4 protein-coding genes are annotated in these 25,875 nt (G+C 56.8%); 3 read left to right on the top strand and 1 reads right to left on the bottom strand.

Going from position 1 to position 25,875, the window contains the following annotated elements; translation table 11 throughout:
- Nucleotides 1-279: 279 nt before the first annotated feature.
- The 3 genes from MFFC18_RS23195 to MFFC18_RS23185 all read left to right on the top strand — a co-directional run bounded on the left by MFFC18_RS23195 (nt 280) and on the right by MFFC18_RS23185 (nt 24,143).
- Nucleotides 280-22,293, top strand: a complete 22,014-nt coding sequence (locus MFFC18_RS23195; RefSeq protein WP_148619076.1) for a Calx-beta domain-containing protein — start codon at nt 280-282, stop codon at nt 22,291-22,293.
- 131 nt (nt 22,294-22,424) lie between these two features.
- Nucleotides 22,425-23,288 carry an isocitrate lyase/PEP mutase family protein gene (locus tag MFFC18_RS23190; RefSeq protein ID WP_075082766.1) on the top strand — a complete coding sequence of 288 codons (864 nt, stop codon included), beginning with the start codon at nt 22,425-22,427 and terminating at the stop codon, nt 23,286-23,288.
- Between the two features lie 102 nt (nt 23,289-23,390).
- A complete protein-coding gene (locus MFFC18_RS23185) occupies nt 23,391-24,143 on the top strand; it encodes an SDR family NAD(P)-dependent oxidoreductase (RefSeq protein ID WP_084416851.1) in 753 nt (250 codons plus the stop codon).
- A gap of 9 nt (nt 24,144-24,152) precedes the next feature.
- On the opposite strand, the gene MFFC18_RS23180 is transcribed toward MFFC18_RS23185, so the two are convergent.
- Nucleotides 24,153-25,601 (bottom strand): sulfatase, encoded by a 1,449-nt coding sequence (locus MFFC18_RS23180; RefSeq protein ID WP_075082767.1) that lies wholly within the window; start codon nt 25,599-25,601, stop codon nt 24,153-24,155.
- Nucleotides 25,602-25,875: the final 274 nt, after the last annotated feature.

The following is a 25,875-nucleotide window of genomic DNA, read 5'->3' as shown; positions in this document are numbered from 1 at the left end:
TTGCCAGTATTGCTGGTTGCAATGTACTGAGCGTCCTGTCGGTCGTTCCTGCCCGGTAAGGGTCGCCCCGCAAAGGCAATTCCACGAATGCCAAAACACCGTCAATCGAGGGGTCGAAATTGATCAATTCGGAACAACCGTTTATTGCTTTGTGAACGACTGCATCCAGAATTCCGTGTTTGTTGATTGGCACCGGCGGTCCAAAGGTTTCCTGATGGCTTACCGATAGAGAAGGCATGCGCGCTCGACGTGCACCTTCATCTAGTTTGCGAGTCAAGGATGCATTCGCCCCACCTGCCTTCCTCTTTTCTGCCATCAATTTTCGAACGCCTCGAAGATAGGGTTCTGTTTGACGGCGTGCCCGACGCAACGTTCATTCTTCCAGTCGTTGAAGATGGGCAGGTGCAAACTGCGCAATTCGAAAGCATCGTTCTGTCCGACAATGCCGCGCCGCGCGAGCTAATTTTCGTGGACGAAGGTGTCGAGGACGGCCAACAACTGCTGCTCTCATTGCTGGAGTCCAACAAATCCAGCAGCTTTGAGATTCGGTATATCCGTTCCGGCGAAGATGGTGTCCAACAGATCACGGAATTGCTGAATCAGACCGAAGGCCGATACGACGGGATTCATATTCTTTCGCACGGTGAAGCCGGGAAAGTCGCACTCGGTTCCAGTGTGCTCGGAAACGAAACCGTCAACGGTTATCTCGACGAGCTTGCTTCGTGGTCCAACGCGCTCACCGAGGACGCCGACATTTTGCTCTACGGTTGCGAGCTTGCCGGAAACTCCGATGGCCAATCGCTAATCCGCACCGTCAGCTTGGTGACGGGCGCCGATGTGGCTGCTTCAGTCGATGTGACAGGAGTTGCCGAAGACGGTTCGGCGAACTGGAACCTTGAGTTCAGCAGCGGACGAGTAGAAACCATTTCGCTCTCGGCCGCCTCCTGGTCCGGAACGTTAATGGTGGAAGCCACCGATGGCATTGCAACCGTTCAGGACGCCGAACTTGGTGGTTCCGGCACAGTGACTCTTTCCAACAACGGGAATCCGGAAGCCGTGACGGTGATCAATACGCCGTCCCGCGTCGGACAGATGTTGGAGCGTGTTTGGCAGTTCAACGAAACCGGAGACGTCGGACGATCTTCATTCGTCTTTGATGTCAGCGGCGTGCCCGGCATTAATGCGACGATCGCTTCGGAGTTCGGATTGATTGTCTCGGATCAGGCAGATCTCGCCGACGGACCTGGCACGACCACGCTTGTCGCCAGCGGCTACGACGCAGCCAACGGACTGGTGTACTTTCACCAGGTCGACCTCAGCGATGGTGACTATTTCGGGCTGGCAACCGAAGTGGTTTTGGACAATTTTTCAGTCTTCCCAACAGCCAGTGGTCCTGAAGATTCGGCCATCGATTTGGGCCTGGTGCTTGCGCCATCGCTCACCGATGGAGGGCCGCTGCGCGATATTATTGCCACCGACACCGGGTTCCGCAGCAGCACCGCGGGCACGGATTCGACGGATTTCCTGATTCCGGCGGGTACGACAGGGATCAAGATCACGGGCTATTCGACTCGCGATATCGGGACCTCCACCCGCGACGATCAGAACGATGACTATCAGTTTCTCTACGCGAGTATCGACCTCGGAACGGAGACTTCCAACGGCTACATCGGGCACCTGATCGATCAGGGACCCAGTCGAAGCGACCAGTTCGGTTGGAGCGGTTCGCCGCTGGGAAGTTCAATTCTCACCGGTGGCGGAACGGTGACCGGAGATGCCAACGACGGAATTGATCCGACTTTCTCGATCGTGGACGGCGTGCTGACGATCGTCGAAAATCATCAACTACAGACGGCCTACCACGTCGAGTTTCTGACCAATGCGACAAGCAGTTCGGAGTTCATCCAGACGGCAACGGCGGTGCTGGAAGATGGTGATCAGTCAAATGCATCGCTGGCCATTCCTGCCGACGCGGACTTTGTGGTGATCAATATTGCCGACGCGGCAACGTCTTCCGATTCGCAGGTTGAATACAAAGGGAACAGCCGCATCTATCTGGATCTGTCGACGCTGCAGGCGTCCGGAGTCGTTGCTGCGCAGCGCGGTGAAACGGACGATCGCGTTATCAACTACGCGTTCGAAAACTATGATGTTTCGTCGGCGGCCATCGGTACGATTCTCGATGCTGCCACCACCATTGGCGACACAACCGAAGCGGCTTCGTTGCTCAACGATAACCAGATTTATGTCGACGGAAGCGGCAATCTGATCATCAATCGCAACAACACGTTTGCGTCCAGCTTCAACAGTTTGGTGACGGTGGAGTACTACGACCGCAAGGACGCGGGTTCGTCTGCGGAGCAATTGGGCGAGTCGACAGCCTACGGTCTGTGGAACTCCGATCCGAGCAATCCTGCGTCGACGCTGGCGTTTGACATTCCCGAGAATGCGACGTTGGGGATCATGAACCTGACCGCGAACGGAATCTCAACCAGCAACACCAACGAAAATATGGGTGCGGCGTTCGCGGTCATCGATCTGGTCAACGGAATCAGCAGCGGATCCATCTACATGGTGCGAGCCGGAAATGTTGTTGATCTGGTGGGCTGGGACCAAACCGATTTTGGGACCGCGTTCTTTGACGATCCTAATTCAATCAGCAACCATGCTTCCCTGCCACCTTTCAATGACGAGTTCGCTGGTACGGCGGCTTTCAACCTGGTCAACGGTGGTGACACGCTGGAGCTGTCTGTCAGTAGCGGCGACGGAACCCAGACTTTCAGAGACTATTTTGCCGGAGCCCAGATCGAATGGTATGGGGCTGCTCCGTTCGAGATCAGTGGCTTTACCAACGGTGGCGCGTTTAGCCAGGGAACTTTCAATCCCGTGACAGGAAATTGGGAGATGACGATCGCCGAAGCCCAGGCCGGTCTTTCCTACATTCCACCAGAGCACTTTTCGGGAACCAATCCGGTCGAAGTAAACCTGCGCATCGGCGATGAAGTAGAAGCAACGGCAGTGACAATCCAGGCCGTAATCGATCCGATTGACTTTACCGGAATCGCGGATGCCTGCGGCGATGAAGACACTGACATTCCGATTTCGGCCAACATCACGCCGAACTTCGTGGACCAGGACGGAAGCGAAACGGTGACGTCGATGGCGCTGTCCGGCATTCCGGTTGGCCACACCATCAGCGATGGCACCAACAGTTTCACCGCGACATCCAGTGTCCAGTCGGTGGATATTACCGCCTGGGATCAATCCCTTTTGGTTTATCGCGCGAATCCAAACGAGTCCGGAACGTTTACGATCGATCTGGATGTTGACTGGCAGGATGTCGGCGGAGGCGTCACGGATACCGATTCGATTTCGACAACCTTTGATGTCATCGTCAAACCCGTCAATGACGTCCCGGTTGCGGTGGACAACAACTATACCGTGCTGGGCAACACGACGCTCAACGTCCCTGCAAGCACCGGATTGTTGGTCAACGATTCTGATGAGGATGGCGATGCCCTGACCGTCAACACGACGCCTGTGTCCGGTCCGAGCAACGGTTCGGTCACGATCAATAGCGATGGGACTTTCTCGTACACGCCTGCGACCGGATTTTCGGGGACCGATCAGTTTGTCTATCAAATCAGTGACGGCAACGGCGGTTTCGACACAGCAACGGCCTACATCGAAGTCTCAGAACCCGTCACCGGTCCGTTGAATGCGGTTGATGATGCAGAGACCACGGATGAAGAGACGCTGGTCAACATCAACGTTATGGCAAACGATAATTTGCCTTTCACCGGTGCTTACAATATCCAGTCAACCACGCCGCCATCCAACGGTTCCATATTGGTCAACCCTGACGGCACGATTGACTACACTCCGGACGCTGATTTCTTTGGCAGCGATACGTTTACCTACACGCTTGCCGACGCCAGTGGCAGAACCAGCAGCGCGACGGTCACGGTCACTGTCCTTAACGTGCAAGATCCTCCGGTTGCCAACGCCGACAGCGGCAGCACGAACGAAGATGTCACGTTGCCCAACATTGATATTCTGGCCAACGACAGTGATCCGGACAACGATACGCTGACCGTTACGACTGCGGTGGCTGCCAATGGGACCGTGGTGATCAATGCTGATGGGACGATCGACTATACGCCCAACGCGAATTTCCACGGATCGGACACAGTCAACTACACGATCAATGATGGCAACGGCGGGACCGCGTCAAGCACAGTTCTGATCAACGTGGTTCCTGTCTCCGATCCGCCAACATCGGCGGACGAAACAGTGTCAGTCGATGAAGACGGTGCTTACGTTTTTGCCGCATCCGATTTTGCGTTCGCTGATCCGGACGCAGGTGACGCGCTGGTCACGGTTCGCATTGATTCGCTGCCGGCAGATGGTCAGCTGTTAATTGCAGGCAATCCCGTTGTTGCCGGACAGGTCATTTCGCTGACCGATATCAACAATGGTCGGCTTCTGTTTGTGCCCGATCCGGATGACTTTGGGCCAGCCTACGCGACGTTCGATTTTTCAGTCAGCGATGGTTCGCTTTATCAGACGTCGCCTAACGTGATGACGGTCGACGTTAATCCGCTGCAGGATCCTCCAGTTGCGACGGATAACTCGATTTCCGTAGCAGAAGAATCGACAGCCAATCCGCTGGCCCTGAGTCCGCCAACCGACATCGATGGTGATACGTTGACGGCAACGGTGACCGGTTTGCCAACGCAGGGCACGGTTTTTCTCGCCGACGGAATTACGGCGGTCAACAGCGGTGATACATTGACGGTGGCTCAGTTGACCAGCCTGGTTTACGACGCTCCAGACATTTTCACGACGGCTGCTGCGGGCAGTTTCAGCTACGACATTACCGACGGGACGGACACCGATAGCGGACAAGTCGATTTTACGATCACGCCCGTCAACGATCCTCCAGCGGTGGATCTCAACGGCGCCGGTGGCGGTCTGGACCATGCCGATACTTTCGCCGAAGGCGGTTCGCCGGTTAGCCTGACGGATGCGGCGACTGTGATCGACGAAGACGACACGACGATCCCGACTTTGAAGATCGATGTCGACGAAGCTACGATTGTTGATGCTGGAGAAGAATTCCTCACGGTCGGCGGCGTAGATTTTCAGCTCGACGCGACCTCCGATGCGACGACCACGATCAACGTCGGCGGAATCAGCTACGACGTCAGTTTCGTTGCCGCGACGTCCCGTTTCGACATCACACGCTCTGACTTAAGCGAGATGACCACGGTGGAAGCCGAAGCGATTCTTGGCGATACGACGTATCGAAATGATTCGGCGCTGCCAACGGAATCAGATCGAATCTTTGGAGTCTGCGTCAACGATGGCGACGTCGACAGCAACCTTGCCACCAGCACCATTTCTGTCATTCGCGACGCGGAATCGGCACAGTGGACGATCAGCGGTGGCGCGACGGTTGTCGATGGCAACAGCGCTTCGTATGTGGTGACACTTTCGGATGCTCTTCGCGACGGCGAGACTGCTTCGGTGGATCTTGCGTTGGCTGATGTGGATACGGTTGCGGCCGATCATGGAACGCTTGATGCTGCTGTGACCGCCGCCGTCGCTGCTTATTCCGGGCCGGGCTCATTCGCATGGGATGGGACAACGCTGACGTTTACCAGTGACGGAACCGGAGTCACCTCGGGCTTGAATATCAGCTTGCCGACGAATCCTGATTCGATCTACGAAGGCGACGAAGACTTTGCGATCTCTCTTTCCAATCCGGCCAGCACGACCGGAGAAACAATCACACTCGGTTCGGCAGCCAGTGTCACGACCACGATTGTTGATGATACTCCTGCACCGACCGTTTCGATTGGTGACGGTTCGGCGACCGAAGGCGGTTCGGTTGAGTTTCTGGTCTCGCTGGACGTCGCTTCCTTCGAAGACATCGTGCTTGATCTGGCTGCAGCAAGTGGTTCCGCCACCGCGGCGACTGATTTCGAAACGACGAACTTTGAATACTTCGACGGCACAGCATGGCAGGCCGCCGTTTCTGGAACTCAAATCACGGTTCCCGCGGGCGAAACGTCGTTGCAAGTTCGCATCGATTCGGTTCAGGACGGCGATGTTGAGCCCGATGAAACGTTTACGCTTGCAGCCACCGTCGTCAGTGGCGTGGTGACCAGCGCCAGCGACACTGGTACGGGAACCATTGTTAACGATGACATTTCGCTGATTTCGATCGACGACGTCTCAGTCGATGAAGACAGTGGAACGATGACGTTCACGATCTCGCTGGATCAAACCCCGACGGGTGCAGTCTCCGTTGATTGGGCGACTTCCAGCGGAACGGCAACCAGCGGCGTTGACTTTACTTCCGCGGCCGGCACGGCCAATTTCGCAGCCGGTCAACAGACGCAAACGTTGACGATCACGATCGCCGACGACAACCTCTACGAAGGCCCGGAAACGTTCAATGTTGATCTTTCCAACGCCAGCGGCGGAACGATTACCGATGCTCAGGGTGTCGGCACGATCTTCGACGATGGAGCCGGACCCAACGGTACCGATGACGACCGTCCGGTGATCAGCATTGACGATGTCACGGCCACTGAGGACACCGACTCGCACGCCGTGTTCACGATCAGCCTTTCCAATCCAAGCGTCGAAGATGTTGAGCTGACGTTGTCGTTGGTCGATGTGACTGCGGTCGCAACCGATGACTTTGGTCCGGGGCTGGAGTACTTTGACGGCGCCGCCTGGCAGCCCGTTTCTGGCAACGTAACGATTGCCGCAGGAGCCACTTCGCTTCAGGTTCGCACTTCGATCGTTGACGATCCGTACATCGATGGAGGAGAGACTTACTCGCTGGTCGTCGCCCGGGTCAGCGGCACCACGTTCAATTCTGGAGACACGGGAACTGGTACGATCCTTGATGATCCAACTCCAGATCCTTCCGAAGTAAGCATCACCGGAACGACCAGTGTCACCGAAGGCGATCTGGCGTCCTACACGGTCGCGATCAACAACGTTCCTTTGACCGATGTGACAGTGACGTTTGTCTACACGGGCACTGCAAGTGGAGGCAGCGACTACACGGGCATCGGTTCGGTGACGATCCCGGCTGGATCGACGATGGTCAATTTCGACATCCCGACGATCGACGATACGCTTGGCGAGCCTCTCGAAAGCTTCACGGTGGCGATCGACAATGTGACTGGCGGATCTTTGGAAGCACTCCAGATTTCGGTATCGGACTTCGAAGTCACCACGGACATTATCGACGACGATGTTCCTGAAATCATGGTGACCGATGTGATCGTCTCCGAGGGGGCCGACCACTTCGCGCAGTTCACCGTTGAATTGAGCAATCCGACTTACGAAAACATCGACTTCAGTATCAGTGCCACGGGTTCCACGGCAGATGGTGAAAAGGTCGACTACGGAATTATCGGCACCGAAGAACTGGAAGTCTTCGACGGGACGAATTGGATGCCGGCAACGGCTGCGACGATAGCGGCAGGCGAGACGGCGATCCTGTTGCGGACTCCGATCATCGACGACTCTCTGGCCGAACCTGTCGAGACCTTTGTCGTAACCGCCACAACGTTGAGCGGGACGACCTCCAACCCATCGGACTCCGGCATCGGAACCATTCAGGACGACACCACCGATCCTGAAACGATTCTGGTTTCGCTGACCGGCCCCGGGACCGTCGTCGAAGGCGACACAACGACGGACTATACGATTTCGCTGACCGACCCGACACCCGCGTCGATCAATGCGGCCGAAGACGTCACCGTTACGCTGACCTATAGCGGAACCGCCGCCGATGGTACGGACTTTACAGGAGTCTCGACGGTTTTGATTCCGGCTGGTTCACCAAGTGCAACATTCACGCTTCCGACGGTGGACGATTCGCTGTACGAGGCTGCCGAGTCCATCGTTGTTACGATCGACAGTGTCGCCGGCGGCGGGTTTGAAGGCATTGGAATCGATACGTCTGCAGACGAAGTCACGACGTTGATCGATGACGCGGCCGACATTCCGGAAGTCTCCATCAACGATGTCACGGCAATCGAAGGAACCGATGATTTCGCGATCTATACGATTGAATTGTCCAATCTCAGCTATGAAAATGTCGACATCAGTCTGTCGCTGGCGGACGGTTCCGCAGTCGGGTCAGGTGTCGATTTTGGTTCCAGCGGAGCCGGTAATTTACAGGTCTTCGATGGAGTCAGCTGGGTCGATGCGACAACGGCGACGATCGCAGCGGGAGACTATTTCGTTCAAGTTCGGGTGCCGATCGCCGACGATTTGATCGACGAGCCGGATGAAGATTATTCACTGACTGTCGATGTTGCCGCGGGTACGACGACGAATATTCAGGTGGTTGGAACGGGCACGATCATCGACAACGATGCGGCGCCGGACGTGACGATCGATGATGCAACGGCTTCCGAAGGCGATCCGCTGGTCTTTGATGTGACGCTTTCGAATCCATCAAGCCAGCCGATTGTGTTGGATTTTTCAGCCAGCGACACGACGGCGAATGCTTCGAGCGACTACAACGCGACGGCCTTTGAGTACTCCATCGACGGAGGCACCAACTGGCTTCCTGCAGTCGGTGGCACCGAAGTCACGATCCCTGCGAACTCCACCGCTGTTCAGGTTCGCGTGGCGACCACGGAAGACCTGACGCTTGAATCGACCGAAACGATGCAGCTTTCGATTGCATCGGTTGTATCCGGACTGGTTGGCAACACGACCGATGTGGCGACCGGAACGATCACAGATGATGACCTTGCCATCGTATCGATTGTGGCCAACGATGCGGTTGCCGGTGAACCGTCAGACAACGGACAGTTTACGGTTACGATGAGCGGGCCTTCGGATTCACCAACCGTGATTGCCTATTCGGTTTCCGGTGCGGCCAGCAACGGAGCGGACTTTGCGACGCTTGCGGGCCGCGTTACGATTCCGGCTGGACAGGTTTCGGCGTTGATCGATGTGTCTGTTTTGGATGATGCCGTTGTCGAAGGAGTCGAAGACGTCGTCGTAACACTGACGTCGATTAGTTCTGGCGATTCGCAAATTTCAATCGACGCGGCGAACAGTTCTGATTCGGCGACGATTTCTGATGACGACGTTGCGAGCTGGAGTCTCGTCGGCGCGCCAACGGTCAACGAAGGCGCTGCAGCGACCTACAATCTCAACCTCGACGGAACTTTGCAAGCCGGAGAAACGGCATCGGTTGAGTTTTCCATTGCCGACAACACGTCATCGGCAAGCGACCATGATTCCTTCAGTACCGCGGTCGCGACGGCTGTCAGTGCTTACACGGGCGCCGGATCACTCGCCTGGGATGGCACGACGCTGACGTTTACCAGTGATGGCACGGGAGCCATGGCTGAGCTGTCGATCGACTTGTTGGCGGTCAACGATTCAGTTGTGGAGGGCGTCGAAGACTACAGCATCTCAATCGCCAACGAAAGCAGTTCCACGGGTGCCGCGATTGTGATCGATGCCTCCGACCAGTTGGTCACCACGGAGATTCAGGACACGATCGACGCGGTTGGAACATCGCTCGACAAAGCCACCTGGTCAATCTCGGGCGCAGCTTCGGTCGATGAATCGCAAACGACCAACTATACGATCAGCATTGATGCAACGCTGCAGTCCGGCGAAACGGCTTTGGTCGAAATGTCGCTGACGCACCTCGACACCATCGCGGCAGACATCACAGAATTTGACTCGGCTGTCGCCAGTGCGGTTACGGCTTACAACGCCAGCGGCCAGCCAGGTTCGGTCGCCTGGGACGGCACGACGCTGACTTTCACCAGCGACGGCACGGGGCCGATGGGGGATTTGATTGTTCAGATCGATGCCAACGCGGACGGCTTCCTGGAAGGCGCCGAAGACTACTCGATCCAGCTTTCAAACGCGTCCAGCACCACCGACGCATGCGTGGCCACTGATCCGGCAGACACCGTGACGACGACGATCAACCCGGACGCGACTTCGGCGGAGTGGTCGATTGGCGTGGATAACAGCGGCGACGAAGGCGGCATGGTCAGCTACACCATCGCGCTGACCGAATCGTTTGGGGCCGGCGATACGGCGGCCGTTGAATTGACCGTTGCGGACGGCGATACGAACCCCACCGACTATGCGAACTTCGTCGATGCCGTCAACGATGCGGTGCTGGCCTACACCGGACCAGGCTCGCTTGCTTTCGATGGCACGACGTTGACGTTCACCGCGATTGCTGATGGCGATTCGATGGCTGCGCTGAACATCGAGCTTGATCTTGTTGATGATGCACTCGTGGAAGGCAGCGAAAACTTCGTCGTTGGGCTGGACAATGCGACAGGTTCAACCGGAGTCAACGTGTCGGTTTCGGCAACGGATGACTCAGTCACAACCACCATCAACGACACGATGGGGGTCGGAGGAGCACTCGACGCGGCAACATGGTCGATTACGGGGCCAGCGTCGGGAGACGAAGGATCGACAGTGTCGTACACGGTTTCTCTTGCCGGCGAATTCGGAGAAGGCGAGTCGGCCTCGGTTGTGATCGACTTGAACGATTTGACGACTGACAGCGGTGACTATGCTTCGATCGTTGCAGCAGTGGCTGCGGCAGCCGCGGCAAACCCGGATGTGACTTTCGATTCTGCTTTATCGACGCTGACGTACGCCGCTCCTTCGGATGGGGCGACGATGACCGAACTGGTGATTGATCTTGGCTTGGCAACGGATACGATCTCGGAAGGCCCCGAAGATTTTGAAATCGTGCTGCGTGGTGAATCGTCTTCTACCGGAGCCGCTGTGGCGATTGATTCGTCGGCGAACTCGGTCACGACGACGATCAATGATTTGACTGATCCAGTTGAATGGGCGATCACTGGCGCGATGTCGGCGGACGAAGGCGGCGCGGCTCAGTATACGATTACTCTCGACGGAGCGTTGGGTGCCAATGAAACGGCAACGGTTGAAATTGGTTTTGCTGATTTAACTTCCAGTGCCAACGACCGCAGCCACATCGACGCGGCTATTGCTGCTGCAACTGCTTCGGACCCAAGTCTGAGTTACAACGCGTCAACCGGAGTCCTCACGTTTACGGCGCCTAACAATGGGGCCGCCATGGCGCCGCTGGTGATCGACCTTGCGATTGTCAATGACGCGTTCATCGAAGGCCCCGAACAGTATTCGATCGGCCTGAGCAACGCTGGTTCGACGACTGGAACAGTGTCTTCGGTTTCCGCGACGCAGAATGGCGTGACGACCGAGATCAACGACACGGTCGATTTCGGATTGGGGCCAGACGAAGGAGAGTGGTCGATCGCGGGAGACGCGTCTGTTGCCGAAGGAAATGTGGCTCAGTACACGGTGAGCTTGAGCGGAACTTACGGAGCCGATGAAGTTGCTCATGTGGATCTGACTCCGGCTGATGTCGGTACGACCAGCGGTGACTACGCAAGTTTCGTAGCCGCCGTTGACGCTGCGGTAGCCAGCTATTCGGGTGCGGGATCGGTGTCATTTGATGGCACGACGCTTTCCTTTACGGCTGCCAGCGATGGCGATGTGATGACGGATTTGGTGATTGATTTGGGGGCTGTTGACGATTTGCTCGTCGAAGGCAACGAAGACTATACGGTTTCAATCTCGAACGCTGGTTCGACGACGGGCGGTAGCGTGGTGCTCGGCGGAACGGTTGCGGTGACGACCACGATTACCGACAACGATACGGCGACGTGGAGCCTCATCGGCGACGCAACGGTTGGCGAAAGCGGTTCGGCGCAGTACACGCTGGCTCTGGCTGGAACACTGCAGCTTGGTGAGACGGCAACGATCGATCTAGGTTTGGCGGATGTGGATACGACGTCCGCCGACTACGCGAACTTCGTGGCAGCAGTCAACGCAGCGGTTTCAGGTCGTAGCGACTTGGCTTTCGACGGCACGACGCTGACCTACACCGGTGATGGTTCGCCGATGGTGGACTTGATGGTTGAAGTTGGTGCGATCGATGACGTGTTGGTCGAGGGTGCTGAAGACTTCACCGTTTCGATCTCCAGCCCGAACTCGACAACTGGCGGCGACATTGCGGTCGGCGGAAGCGTTTCGGTGACGACTACGGTTTTAGACAACGATGCGGCGACATGGAGTATCGTCGGTGATGCAGCGGTGGGTGAAGGTGCTGCGGCTGAGTATACGGTGGCTTTGTCTGGAACGCTGCAGTCTGGTGAAACGGCAACGATCGAGCTGGCTCTGGCAAACGTTGACACGTCATCGTCAGACTACGTGGACTTCGTGTCTGCAGTCGACGCAGCTGTTGCGAGCCGTAGCGATCTGGCTTTCGATGGCACAACGTTGACTTACAGGGGTGATGGTTCGCCGATGGTGGACTTGATGGTTGAAGTTGGTGCGATCGATGACGTGCTGATTGAAGGTGACGAAGATTTCACCGTTTCGATTTTTAACCCGACTTCGACGACCGGCAGCGACATCGCGGTCGGTGGTTCGGTTTCGGTGACGACCACGATACTGGACAACGATACGGCGACTTGGAGCCTCATCGGCGACGCAACGGTTGGCGAAGGCGGTTCGGCGCAGTACACGCTGGCATTGGCGGGAACGCTGCAGTCTGATGAGACGGCAACGATCGATCTAGGTTTGGCGGATGTGGATACGACGTCCGCGGACTACGCGAACTTCGTGGCAGCAGTCAACGCAGCGGTTTCAGGTCGTAGCGACTTGGCTTTCGACGGCACGACGCTGACCTACACCGGTGATGGTTCGCCGATGTTGGACTTGGTGGTTGAAGTTGGTGCGATCGATGACGTGCTGATTGAAGGTGACGAAGACTTCACCGTCTCGATTTTTAACCCGAACTCGACGACCGGCAGCGACATCGCGGTCGGTGGTTCGGTTTCGGTGACGACCACGATACTGGACAACGATACGGCGACTTGGAGCCTCATCGGCGACGCAACGGTTGGCGAAGGTTCGGTGGCGCAGTACACGTTGGCTCTGGCTGGAACACTGCAGTTTGGTGAGACGGCAACGATCGATCTTGCAATGTCCGATGTGGACACGACGTCCGCGGACTACGCGAACTTCGTGGCCGCGGTCAACGCGGCGGTTTCAGGTCGTAGCGATCTGGCTTTCGACGGCACGACGCTGACCTATACGGGTGACGGTTCGCCGATGGTGGACTTGGTGGTTGAAGTTGGTGCGATCGATGACGTGCTGATTGAAGGTGACGAAGACTTCACCGTCTCGATTTTTAACCCGACTTCGACGACCGGCAGCGACATTGCCGTCGGTGGTTCGGTTTCGGTGACGACCACGATTACCGACAACGATACGGCGACGTGGAGCCTCATCGGCGACGCAACGGTCGGCGAAGGTGCATCGGCGCAGTACACGCTGGCATTGGCTGGAACGCTGCAGTCTGGTGAGACGGCAACGATCGATCTTGCAATGTCCGATGTGGATACGACGTCCGCCGACTACGCGAACTTCGTGGCAGCAGTCAACGCGGCGGTTTCAGGCCGTAGCGATCTGGCTTTCGACGGCACGACGTTGACCTACACCGGTGATGGTTCGCCAATGGTGGACTTGGTGATCAGCCTCGACGCGATTGATGACGTGCTGGTTGAAGGAGCTGAAGACTACGAGGTTTCGATCAACAACGCGGGATCAACCACAGGTGGAAGTCTCACTATCACAGGACCGAATACGGTGACGACGACGATCATCGACAACGATGCGGTTGAGTGGAGCATCGTCGGTGACGCGTCGGTGGATGAAGGTGGCACGTCGCGGTACACGGTTCAGCTGGACGGTATTCTGCAAGCCGGTGACAATGCGATTGTGCAACTTGATCTCGCTGATTTGGAAACGGACTCAGCCGACTACGCCAATTTTGTGACCGCTGTTCAAACTGCGATTGGATCGAGGACGGACTTGAGTTTCGACGCGGCGACGGGGCAGTTGACCGCCACAGGAACGGGCTCGCCGACTGCCGATTTGGTGATTGACCTGGCAGCGATGGATGACGCATTCATCGAAGGGCCCGAGCGCTATCAAATTCTGCTTTCGAATCCGACCAGCACGACAGGGGCAGCGTTCGGCATCGACCTGTCCGAAAGTTTGGTCACGACGACGATCAATGATACGGTTGCCGATGGCGGAATTCTCGAAGAAGCCGTCTGGACGTTGGGTGTCGATCAAACCGTTCCCGAAGGCACTTCAGGCGCCTACTCGCTTTCATTAAGCGGCGTTCTGCAAGCCGGCGAAATGGTTTCGGTCGACCTTGGGCTTGCCGATATCGACACCGTCGGCAGCGACTACGCGAGCTTCGACGCTGCGATGAACAATGCCGTGGCGGCTTACGCTGGTCCGGGTTCCGTTGCCTGGGATGGGGTAACGTTTACTTTTACCAGCGATGGAACTGGAGCGATGGCTCCTTTGTCGATATCGCTTGGCACAGTCAACGATGCGTTCGCTGAAGGCCCCGAAGATTTCGTCATCGCGTTGTCCAACGCAAGCAGCCCGACCGGAGTCGCGACTTCGATTGACGTGACTCAGGATGATGCCGTTACGACCATTGACGATACGGTTGGGGCTGGTGCGGACGACGTAACCTTTGCCATTGTTGGCGACACGGCAGTCAATGAAGGAGGCACTGCCGTCTACACAGTCAACACAACCGGCGGGATCGGAGCCGGCGAAATCGCGACTGTTGAACTGCAGATCGCCGACGTTGACACAACCAGTGCAGACTATGCAAGCTTCAACGCGGCGGTTGCGGCGGCAGTTGCGAGTTATAACTCAAGCGGCAATCCGGGATCGGTCAGTTGGGACGGCACGACGCTCAGTTTTACAGCGACCAGCGATGGCGATGTGTTGAGCGGATTGCAAATCGAACTCGATGCGACCGACGATGCATTTCTCGAAGGCCCGGAAGTTTTCGACCTTCGCCTGGCGAATCCCGGAAGTCCATCTGGCGTCACCGCGGGGATCGATGCGATTGAGAACATTGTCGTCACAACGATCAATGATACCGATGGGGACGGAGGTCCAGCGGAACCCGGAGGCGAGTGGTCGCTTACGGGAGGCGGAATAGTTGACGAGGGCGATAGTGCGAGCTTTGTGATCGCCCTCAGCGGCAACTTGCAGGCCGGCGAATCGACGTCTGTTGAGCTTGCTTTAGCCGACATAGAAACCGACGGCGGAGACTACGCTGTTCTTTCGACAGCCATTGCCGACGCCGTTACTGCCTACAACGCGATTCCCAGCAACAGCGGAATGCTCGCCTGGGACGGAACCTCGCTCACGTTCACCAGTGATGGGACGGGGCCGATGAACGATCTGCCGTTCACGCTCGACACGGTTGACGATCCGATCGTCGAAGGAAACGAACGTTTCAATATTCTGCTTTCGAACCCGATGAGCACGACGGGGCTGTCGCCGACGGTTTCTGGGACCGAAAATTTGGCCACAACGACAATTGTGGACAACGATACTGTGACATGGGACATTACCGGCGATGCGTCAGTCGGCGAAGGCTCTGCGGCGCGGTACACGTTCACGCTGACCGGCACGATGCAAGCCGGTGAGACTGCGGCGGTCGAGCTAAACTTGGCCGACGTCGATACGGATTCGTCAGACTACGCAGACTTCATCGCGGCAGTCAATACAGCCGTTTCTGCACGAAGCGACCTGAGTTTCGATGGCACGATGTTGACTTATACAAGCGATGGATCGCCAATGGCGGACCTGTTGGTCGAGCTTGATTCGATTGATGATGCCACCATCGAAGGCTCCGAAGACTATCGCGTTTCGATTTCCAATCCGGTTTCTACCACAGGCAGCGACGTTGCTCTGGGCGGTTCGACTGCTGTGACGACGACAATCGCCGACAATGACACTGCGACCTGGAGTATCAGTGGCGATTCGGTAGTAAGCGAAGGTGCGACGGCCCAGTATCAGGTTGCTCTCGCAGGAGAAGTTCAGGCTGGCGAAACCGCGACGATCGATTTGAGTTTGGCAAACGTGGACACGAGCTCCGCGGATTACGCGAACTTTGTGACAGCGATTAGCGCTGCGGTTGCGGGGCGAAGCGATCTGGCTTTCGATGGCACAACCTTGACCTTCACCAGCAGCGGTCTGCCGATGCCGGCTCTTGTGTTCGACGTTGCCGCCACGGACGACACCGCTGTCGAAGGCAGCGAAGACTTTGTGGTTTCAATTTCGAATCCCGGATCAACCACTGGCAGCGATATCGCGGTCGGCGGTTCAGTTTCAGTCTTCACTACGATCACCGACAACGATACGGCGACGTGGAGCATCGTCGGGGATTCGACGGTTGATGAATCCGGAACAGCCCGGTACACGGTTGCGCTTGCGGGAACTTTGCAAGCCGCAGAAACCGCGATGGTTGATCTTCAGTTGACCGATGTGGACACGACGTCCGCGGACTATGCGAACTTTGTGGCGGCGGTCAACGCAGCCGTCTCGAGCCGCAGTGACCTTGCGTTTGATGGCACGACGTTGGTCTACACCGGCAATGGGAATCCGATGGTCGATTTGATCATTGAGCTTGCCGCCACGGATGATTCGCTGGTCGAAGGAGCCGAAGACTACCGAGTCTCCATTGCGAACCCTGGCTCCGGCACTGGCAGCGATATCGCCGTATCATCCGACGTCGTCACGACCACGATCACTGACAATGATTCTGCCACCTGGAGCATTGTCGGAGATGCCGTGGTCGCCGAAGGAGCCATCGCCAGCTACACGATTTCGTTGCAGGAAACGCTGCAGACCGGCGAAGTCGCGACAATCGTTTTGAGTCTCGCGGACATCGATACGGACTCCACGGACTATGTGAATTTCGTCGCCGCGGTCAACAGTGCAGTCGCCGGTCGGCCGGAGTTGACTTTTGATGGCACCACGCTGACCTTCACCAGCGACGGGAATCCACTGGCCGACTTGGTTGTCAATTTCTCAGCCATCAACGACGTTGTGGTAGAAGGCCCCGAAGATTTCACCGTTTCGATTTCCAATCCGGGATCGACGACCGGCAGTGGTGTCAACGTGGGCGCTTCGACGATCGTGACGACAACCATCACCGATGACGACGTGGTCGCCTGGAGCATCGTAGGTGATGCAATGGTCGCCGAAGGAGCGACGGCTCAGTACACGGTGTCGCTTGGCGGGAATCTACAGTCGGGCGAAACGTCCACGATTGAGTTGGGCTTGAGCGACGCTGCCACCAACAGCTCGGACTACGCCAGCTTTGTCACAGCGGTCAACAATGCGATCGCGGGTCGAAGCGAATTGAGTTTCGATGGAGTTACGCTAACGTTCACCAGCGACGGAACTCCGATGGCCGACGTAATCATCGAACTCGACACGAACGACGATGTGTTGGTCGAAGGCGATGAAAGCTATGCCGTATCGATTTCCAATCCAGGCTCAACAACCGGCAGTGAAGCTGCTCTTGGCGGTTCGACTTCGGTGACGACGTTGATTGAGGACAACGATGCGGCGACCTGGAGCCTGAGCGGTGACACAATCGTGGCCGAGGGTGCGAACGCTCAATACTCGCTCGAGCTCGAAGGGACGATGCAAGCAGGCGAAACAGCGACGATCGAATTGCAGCTGACCGATGTCGATACTGCTTCGACGGATTACGCCAGTTTCATCGCGGCGGTAAACACCGCGGTCGCGAACTATGCTGGAGCCGGAACGGTTGGCTTTGATGGAACCACGTTGACGTTCACGGCAAGCGCCGACGAAGACTCGATGGCAGCTCTGACGATTGAGCTCAGTGCTGTCGACGACGTTTTGGCGGAAGGGCCAGAAGACTTCGTCGTGCAGATTTCCAATCCTTCTTCCACCACCGGCGTCGATTCGGAGTTGGGCTCGGCAGTTACCGTAACAACCGAGATCACCGACAACGACGCTGCGGCGTGGAGCATCATTGGCGACAGCACTGTCGACGAAGGCGGAACCAGCCAGTACACGATTTCTTTGCAAGGCACATTGCAGGCTGGCGAAAATTCCAGCGTGCAGATCGTTCTCGCGGACATTGAAACGTCATCGGCCGACTATGAAAACTTCATCGCCGCAGTCCAGGCCGCCGTGGCGACTCGAGCAGACCTGGTGTTTGATTCCGCAACCGGAACTTTGACGGCGACGGGCACCGGATCGGCGATGGCCGACTTGATATTCGATCTGGACGCGACCGACGACATGTTCCTCGAAGGTCCGGAGCGTTACCAGGTTATGTTGTCCAACGCGACCAGCACGACGGGCTCCACGACCGGTATTGATGCCAACGCCAACATCGTGACGACGACAATCAACGACACTGTCGGAGACGGCGGGGCGCTGGAAGAAGCCATCTGGACTTTCGGGGTCGACCAGACGGTTCCCGAAGGAGTCGACGGGATGTACACGCTGCAGCTTTCAGGTTCCTTGCAAGCCGGCGAAGTCGCGTACGTGGAAATGGCCGTTTCCGACATCAGTTCTGCGTCGGTTGACTATGGCCAGTTCGTTACTGCGATGAACAACGCGGTAGCGTCTTACTCCGGACCGGGAACAGTTTCATGGGCAGGTTCCACGTTCACGTTCACCGGTGATGGGACTGGACCGATGGCTCCGTTGTCGATCGCACTTCCGACGAACAATGACGTGATTGCCGAAGGAGCAGAAGACTTCCGCATCGCGCTGACCAATGCCGGTAGCCTTTCCGGAATGGCCGTTTCGATCGCACCACAGTCCGATGACGCCGTCACGACAATCGACGACACGATCGGGGCCGGCACGGACGACGTGACGTTTGCGATCGTGGGTGACAACAGCGTCGACGAAGGCGGAACGGCCAACTACTCCATTACCACAACCGGTGGATTGGGAGCCGGACAGCAAGCCAGCGTTGAACTGTTGCTGGGCGACGTTGACACCAACCGCGCCGACTATGCGGACTTCGATGCGACCGTTTCAGACGCCGTGGCGAGCTACAACGCGGGCGGAAATCCTGGCAGCGTCAGTTGGGATGGCACGACGCTGACGTTCACGGCCGATTCCGACGGCGATACGCTGATGGGACTGATGATTGATCTTGCCGCGGACGACGATGACTGGCTGGAAGGTCCGGAAACTTTCGACCTAACACTGGCCAACCCGAGCAGCGCGACAGGAGTCGTTGTCGGAATCGCGTCGGGCCAGGCCAGCGTTTTCACGACGATCAACGATACCGTTGGCGATGGTGGAGCACCGGAACCGGGAGCGCTGTGGTCTCTCACTGGAGACGCGTCGGTCGCTGAATCGGGTACCGCGACGTACTCCGTTGGCCTGACTGGAAACTTGCAAGCCGGCGAATCGACTTCTGTTCAGTTGACTGCGGCCAATATCGAAACGGCCTTCAACGACTTTCAAACGTTTGCAGATGCGGTCGCCGATGCCGTGTCGGATTACAACGCGGACGCTACAAACCACGGATCGCTTCTGTGGGACGGCACGACGCTGACGTTTTCCAGCGACGGCAGCGGTCCGATGGGCGACCTGGAGTTCATGCTCGATACGACCGGCGATATTTTGGCAGAAGGCCCCGAGCGATTGAATGTAATGTTAGCCAACCCGATCAGCACCACAGGACTCAGCCCGACGATCTCTTCGACGGAAAACATCGTCACGACGACCATCGTTGACGACGACCCTGTCGCGTGGTCAATCGCTGGCCCATCAATGACGAGCGAAGGCAACGACGCCACATTTACGGTCGCTCTCAGCGGCGTTTTCCAGCAAGGCGAAACGGCTTCGGTGAATCTGGCTTTGACGCATGTCGAAACCGATGACTCGGATTTTGCAGACACGCTCGCCGCGATCGCAGCTGCCGCAGCCTCCAATCCAAACGTTACTTTCGATCCGGCAACGGGCGTGTTGGAGTTCACTGCTCCAAATGACGGGGCGTCGATGGCGGACTTGGTGATCAATCTGCCGATCAGCAGCGACGGCGTTTCAGAAGGCCCTGAAGACTTTGAAATCGGACTGTCAAATCCGACCAGCAATACCGGGCTCTCGCCGACCATCGATAGTGCTCAGTCTGCTGTCACGACGACGATCAATGGTTCGCCAGTACTGCAACCAGACGTCGACTTCACCAGCATCAACACGCCGTATGTTGGCAATGTGCTGAGCAACGATTCGGATCCTGACGGCGATGCCTTAACGGTGACTCATGTCGATGGTCAGCCGATTGGCAACCCGATTGCGACCGGCAACGGCACCGTTTTAATGAACCCGGACGGAGGATTTACTTTCGTTCCAACGCCAGGCTTCTTCGGAGTCGAATCGTTCACGTACACCGTTGTTGATGCCGCCGGCAACACGAAAACAACATCTGTTGAGCTGACGGTCAACAATGCGGACCTGGGCATCGCCAAAGCGGCTTCGGATGCGGTGGCCAACGGCGAGAACTGGGACATCACGTTCACGTTGGTGATGGAGAACCTTGGCAACGTTTCGCTCAACGGCATTGGCCTAATGGATGATGTCGCGGCCAAGTTTGGTGACGCTTTGGTTGCTGTGAGCCTTCCCACATTACAGAACTTTTCCGGAAACGGAGCGGTACCGTCGCTCAACTCGAACTGGACAAGCGATACATCGGCGAACCTGCTGGCCAATGGAGTTCTCGCTCCTGGCGATTCGTTTGAAGTCAGCTTCACCGTCACGATTGACCCGGACGCCGGCGGAGTCTCACAGGCGATCAGCAATCAGGCGCAAGGCCAAGGGCAGGGCATCAATCCGGATGGAACGCCAATGCTCGACAGCAACGGTCAACCAGCGATTGCGTCGGACCTGTCCGACGACGGCAGCGATCCCGCGGGAGAAAACGGCAGCGACAATGGCGATGGAGTATTTGGAAACGATGCGACCAACATCCTGATTGCAGATCTGGGGATCGCCAAATCGATTGTTGGCGAAGCTGAACTTTTGTTCAGCGGAAACTACGTCGTCACCTATCAGGTCGTCGTCGAGAACACCGGTACTGTGTCTCTTGGCAGTTTAAGCTTGCTGGAAAACCTGCAGGCCCAGTTCGGTGCTGCGTTCGTCGAATCGTCGAACCTCGGGCTGGTTGTACCGGCGTCGGATCCGGCCAGCAGTATCACGATCAGCTCAACCTTCGACGGCCGGACCGATTTCGAACTGTTGGAAGTCACCAGTGCCAATTTGCTTGCTCCCGGCGATTCCTTCACGCTCCAGTTCACTGTCGAAGTAGACCCGCTGGCGATCGCAGGCACGGTCGGCAATCAGGTTTCGGGCTCGGCCGCAGCAGTCGACGCAAACGGCAATCCGTTGCTTGATTCCAACGGCAACGCGATCACGGGCAGCGATCTCAGCGACAGTGGTAGCGACCCGGGGACTTCCAATCCAGACGATCCAGGCGACACAGGGTCGACCTCTGACGCGACGCAGTTCAATCCAGCGACTTTGCCGTTGGGCGAAATTTCTGGCAACGTTTTCTACGACTTCAACAACAATGGCGTTCGCGAATCGACAGAAGACGGAATCGCAGGCGTAGAGATTATTCTTACTGGCACCGACGTGTATGGAAACACGGTCAACATCTCTCAGTTGACGGATGTGGATGGACATTATTCATTCACGGGGCTAAACGCGGGCATCTATCGGTTGACCGAAGTGCAGCCGGATGACTTTGATGATGGAATCGATAGCGGCGATGCGTCGTGGACTATCGGCGATGACGAGTTTTCCAACATCGCATTGAACTGGGGCCAATCTTTCACCGCCAGCACGTTCGCCGAGCGCTTCCCGGGGACGTCCGGTTTCCCGCCAAGCTTCGGGAAACTGGCTCCGATCTACGTTTCAAACGTTGGAGAACTGGTCGAAGGATATGTCGCAACATCCAGCCCGATCTACGCCGGCATTCCGATTGGAACCAACGCCAACCCGCTTTGGCTGGTCAGTGGCCGTCCGGTTCAGGGCGGATACTCGGTTGACTTTGCGGCCGGCGAAGGCGGTTGCCCGGTGATCGTCGAGCCATGTGTGGATGCATCGCCAGCATTACCACCGTTGCCAGAAATTCTCATGCAAGAATTCGTCGAGGAAAATTGCCATGCGGATGGCGACGAAGCGGTCGTAGAAGAAGAAACGGTGGTTTGCGAAGAGGAAGTATGTCCGCCTGAAGCGGCAGCGGATTGTCCTCCAGCACCAAATTTCCTGCGTGGCTCGTTCCTGAAGCGGATGGCCAATTGGCTCAGGCGATAGTGCGGTTTAGAATTGCGGCTGTGCGGTGAACAGGCTTCGAGCCCGTCCCCTTTTTTGTTGGAGACGCTTTTCTGCGCCGCCAATCAACCGCGTATTCGCTGCGGACCTATGCACTTTTTGTCAGGGCGTCGATGAGAAAGACCACCAAGCTTCGTCAGCTCATTGCGACGGGCAAAACCTACTATATCCCCGGCGCCTACGACGGTTTGTCAGCGCGGCTGATTCAGAACGCCGGTGCCGAAATCGTTTACGCAACGGGTGGCGGGATCGCTCGCAGCACCGGCGTGCCGGACATCGGATTGCTGTCGGCCAAAGAAGTCACTGATCGACTGGAACAGATCGTTGATGCGGTCGACTTGCCGGTCATCGCCGACATGGACACCGGCTATGGAAATGCACTTAACGCCCGTAGAGCTGCGAAGGCATTTGAGCGAGTTGGGGTCGCGGGCTTTCATCTCGAAGATCAACTTTTTCCAAAACGCTGTGGGCATCTTGACGGCAAGACGCTGATTCCTGCCGCAGAACACTGCGCTAAAATTCGCGCGGTCAAGGATGCTTTATCGGATGACGATACGGTACTGATCGCCCGCACCGATGCGATTGCGGTGGAGGGTTTTGAAAGTGCGATCGAGCGAATGAATCAGTACATCGAAGCCGGTGCCGATGTCGCGTTCGTCGAAGCACCGCGAACGATGGAACAGGTCGAACGTGTTGCCAGGGAGTTAACCTGTCCGAAGTTGCTGAACATGTTTTGGGGCGGTAAGTCTCCGGTAATTCCGCGCGATCAACTGGAAAAGCTGGGCTTCAGCCTGGTCATTGTTCCCGGGGACTTGCAGCGGACCGCGATTCACGCCATGCAGGAAGCCGCCGCTGCGATTCTTCGCGACGGACACACCGAATCGTTGAAGGACCGGATGGCAACGTTCGAAGATCGGGAAGCTGCCGTGAACACGTCGCACTATCTGGCGTTGAATCAGAAGTTTTCCTCGGAATGATCTGCTGGCCGTGGTTGTGGTTTCCAGCTGCAACATGACGCCGGCGTGAAACTGAAACTGAAACTGAAACCCACAGCCACGTTTTGACCCAAAGAGACCACCATGAGACAAATCGACCTTAGCGGAAAAACAGCCATCGTCACCGGTTCGAGTCAAGGGATCGGGCTGGAGACGGCTAAAACATTGCATGCGGCCGGGGCCAATTTGGTCATCAACTACTTCGACGATGGCGAAGGGAAGAACCGGGCGCTTGCTGACGCAGCGGTAGCCGATTTTGGCGATCGCGGGTTGGCTTGCGCGGCGGACGTTCGCCAGCCGGATCAGCTTGAAGCCATGGTCTCCAAAGCCGTCGAAAAATTTGGCTCGCTGGATATCCTGGTCAACAACGCAGGAATCCTGCGCGACAAAAGCTTCAGGAAAATGAGCCACGAAGACTGGCAGGCGGTTATCGACACCAATCTCACGGGCGTTTTCAATTCCTGCAAAGCCGCTGTTGAATCTCTGTCGGAAAACGGCGTGATCGTCAACGTTTCATCGCTTTCGGCGGTCACCGGATTCTTTGGCCAAGCCAACTACGCGACCGCCAAAGCCGGGGTGATGACGTTTACCAAAGTGCTTTCCAAAGAGCTGGCTCGCAAAAATATCCGCGTCAATGCGGTGGCTCCAGGGGTGGTGAACACGGAGATGGGTGAGTCCATTCCCGAGGAGAATCGCAAGTACATGATGACGCAGATCCCACTGGCACGCTTTGCCGAACCCAGCGAAATCTCCGACGTGATATTGTTCCTGTGTAGCGACCTTTCCTCCTACGTCACCGGCCAGACGATCCACGTCAACGGCGGCTGGTGGGCGTAGAAGCGATGGCTATTTTTGCTCGACGGGCATCCGGGCGCCCATGGATTTTTGCCATTGCTGAAGCTTTGTACGCAGTGCGTTGACTCGGTCCGGATTCTTTGCGGCAAGATTGTTCTCTTCGCCGATGTCGTTTCGCAAGTCATAAAGTTCCACTTCGTCGTACTCGTAGAATTCGATCAGCTTCCAGTCGCCGTCCCGAACCGCGGCGCCGGGTGTCCAGGCAGATCCGTGATAGTGCGGATAGTGCCAGTAGAGCGTCGAGTGCGGTTCGGCTGACTTTCCGTTGAGCGAATCGATCAAGCTGACTCCATCGCGATGCAGTTCTGGTTTGGCAGGCAATTTCGCAAGGTCCAGCATCGTCGGGAAGAAGTCACAGCTCGAAACGGGTGTATCGCAAACCGAATCCGCAGCGGTTACTCCTGGAGCCCGCACGATCATCGGGCAACGAATACCGCCTTCATACAGCCAGCCTTTTCCGCTGCGAAGCGGTGCGTTGCAAGTCGGCCCAACCCGCTTGTTCCGCAACGTGCACAATCCGCCGTTGTCGGAAAAGAAACAAACGACAGTGTTTTCCGCCAACCCAAGATCGTCCAGCGAATCAAGTATCTGGCCAACACTCACGTCGACTGCGGCAACCATCGACGCGTATTCGGGGTTGTCTTGGCGGGATCTTGATCGACCATCACGTTCCGCAATCGGCGGCGATTTTTCGGTGAACGAAGATGTCGCTTTTTCCCGAAAATGGTCGACGCGTTTGCGATAGGGTTGAATCGGAGTATGCACGTTGTAGTAGGAAAGATAAAGCAGGAACGGTTGATCTTTGCGGCGGGACTTCATGAACTCAATCGACTCATCGGTCAGCCGTTCTGTCAGATACTCATCGGTTTCACGATCGGGCAACATTCGGTTTTTGAATGGAGCGTAATAGCCACCCGGAGGAGATCCTTTGTCAATTCCGCCCAGGTTGATGTCGAAACCCTGATCCGTTGGCAGATGCCCTTCGTCCCCCAGATGCCACTTGCCAGCAAAAAAAGTTTGATAGCCGTTAGAGCCCAATTCGTCCGCGATGGTCACTTCGCTGACTGCGAGATTGTCACGGTCGTCGACGTGCGCGAACCTTGGATGGCTTTCGGGTAGCCTCCGCGAACCGGGAATCCAATCCGTGATGTCGACGCGAACAGGATGCCGGCCCGTCATGATGCTGGCTCGCGTCGGAGAACAAACCGGACTGGCGGCATACGCGTTGGTGAACTTCATTCCCGTCGATGCCAGTCGATCGATATTGGGCGTCTCGTGGAACTCGCTACCGAAGCAGCCGAGGTCTGCCCAACCGAGATCGTCCACCAGGAAGAAAACGAAATTCGTGTGTTCGGGCTCAGGCTGTTCCGCGATTGCAGCGGAGTGCGCAAAGGGATGGCTAAGGGAAACAAGAGTCAGGGTGATCAGAGTTTTGTACATGTCACTATTCTAACCTGATTGGCGTTTGTGCCACACATCGCAAGGTTGGTTGAAGTGAGTGATGCTGTTTGGTTGCCGCGACACTACCTGAATAGGTCGCATCCATCTCCAAAGTTCCAGAATCCGTCGTGGTCGGCGAAGCCTCATTGCGAACGAGCGGCGACCAGCCTGGGCATTCTATCCCGTAAAACCCGACGTCTTCCCGGCTTTCGCCATGTTTGGCACGCGACGTGCGTCGTGTAACAGATGCTAACTTCACCTTTCTCAGGAGACA

The sequence above is a fragment of the Mariniblastus fucicola genome (assembly GCF_008087665.1).
In the GTDB taxonomy this organism is placed as follows: domain Bacteria; phylum Planctomycetota; class Planctomycetia; order Pirellulales; family Pirellulaceae; genus Mariniblastus; species Mariniblastus fucicola.
Note: the sequence above shows the minus strand (reverse complement) of the source record. Positions and strands in the feature narration are given on the sequence as shown.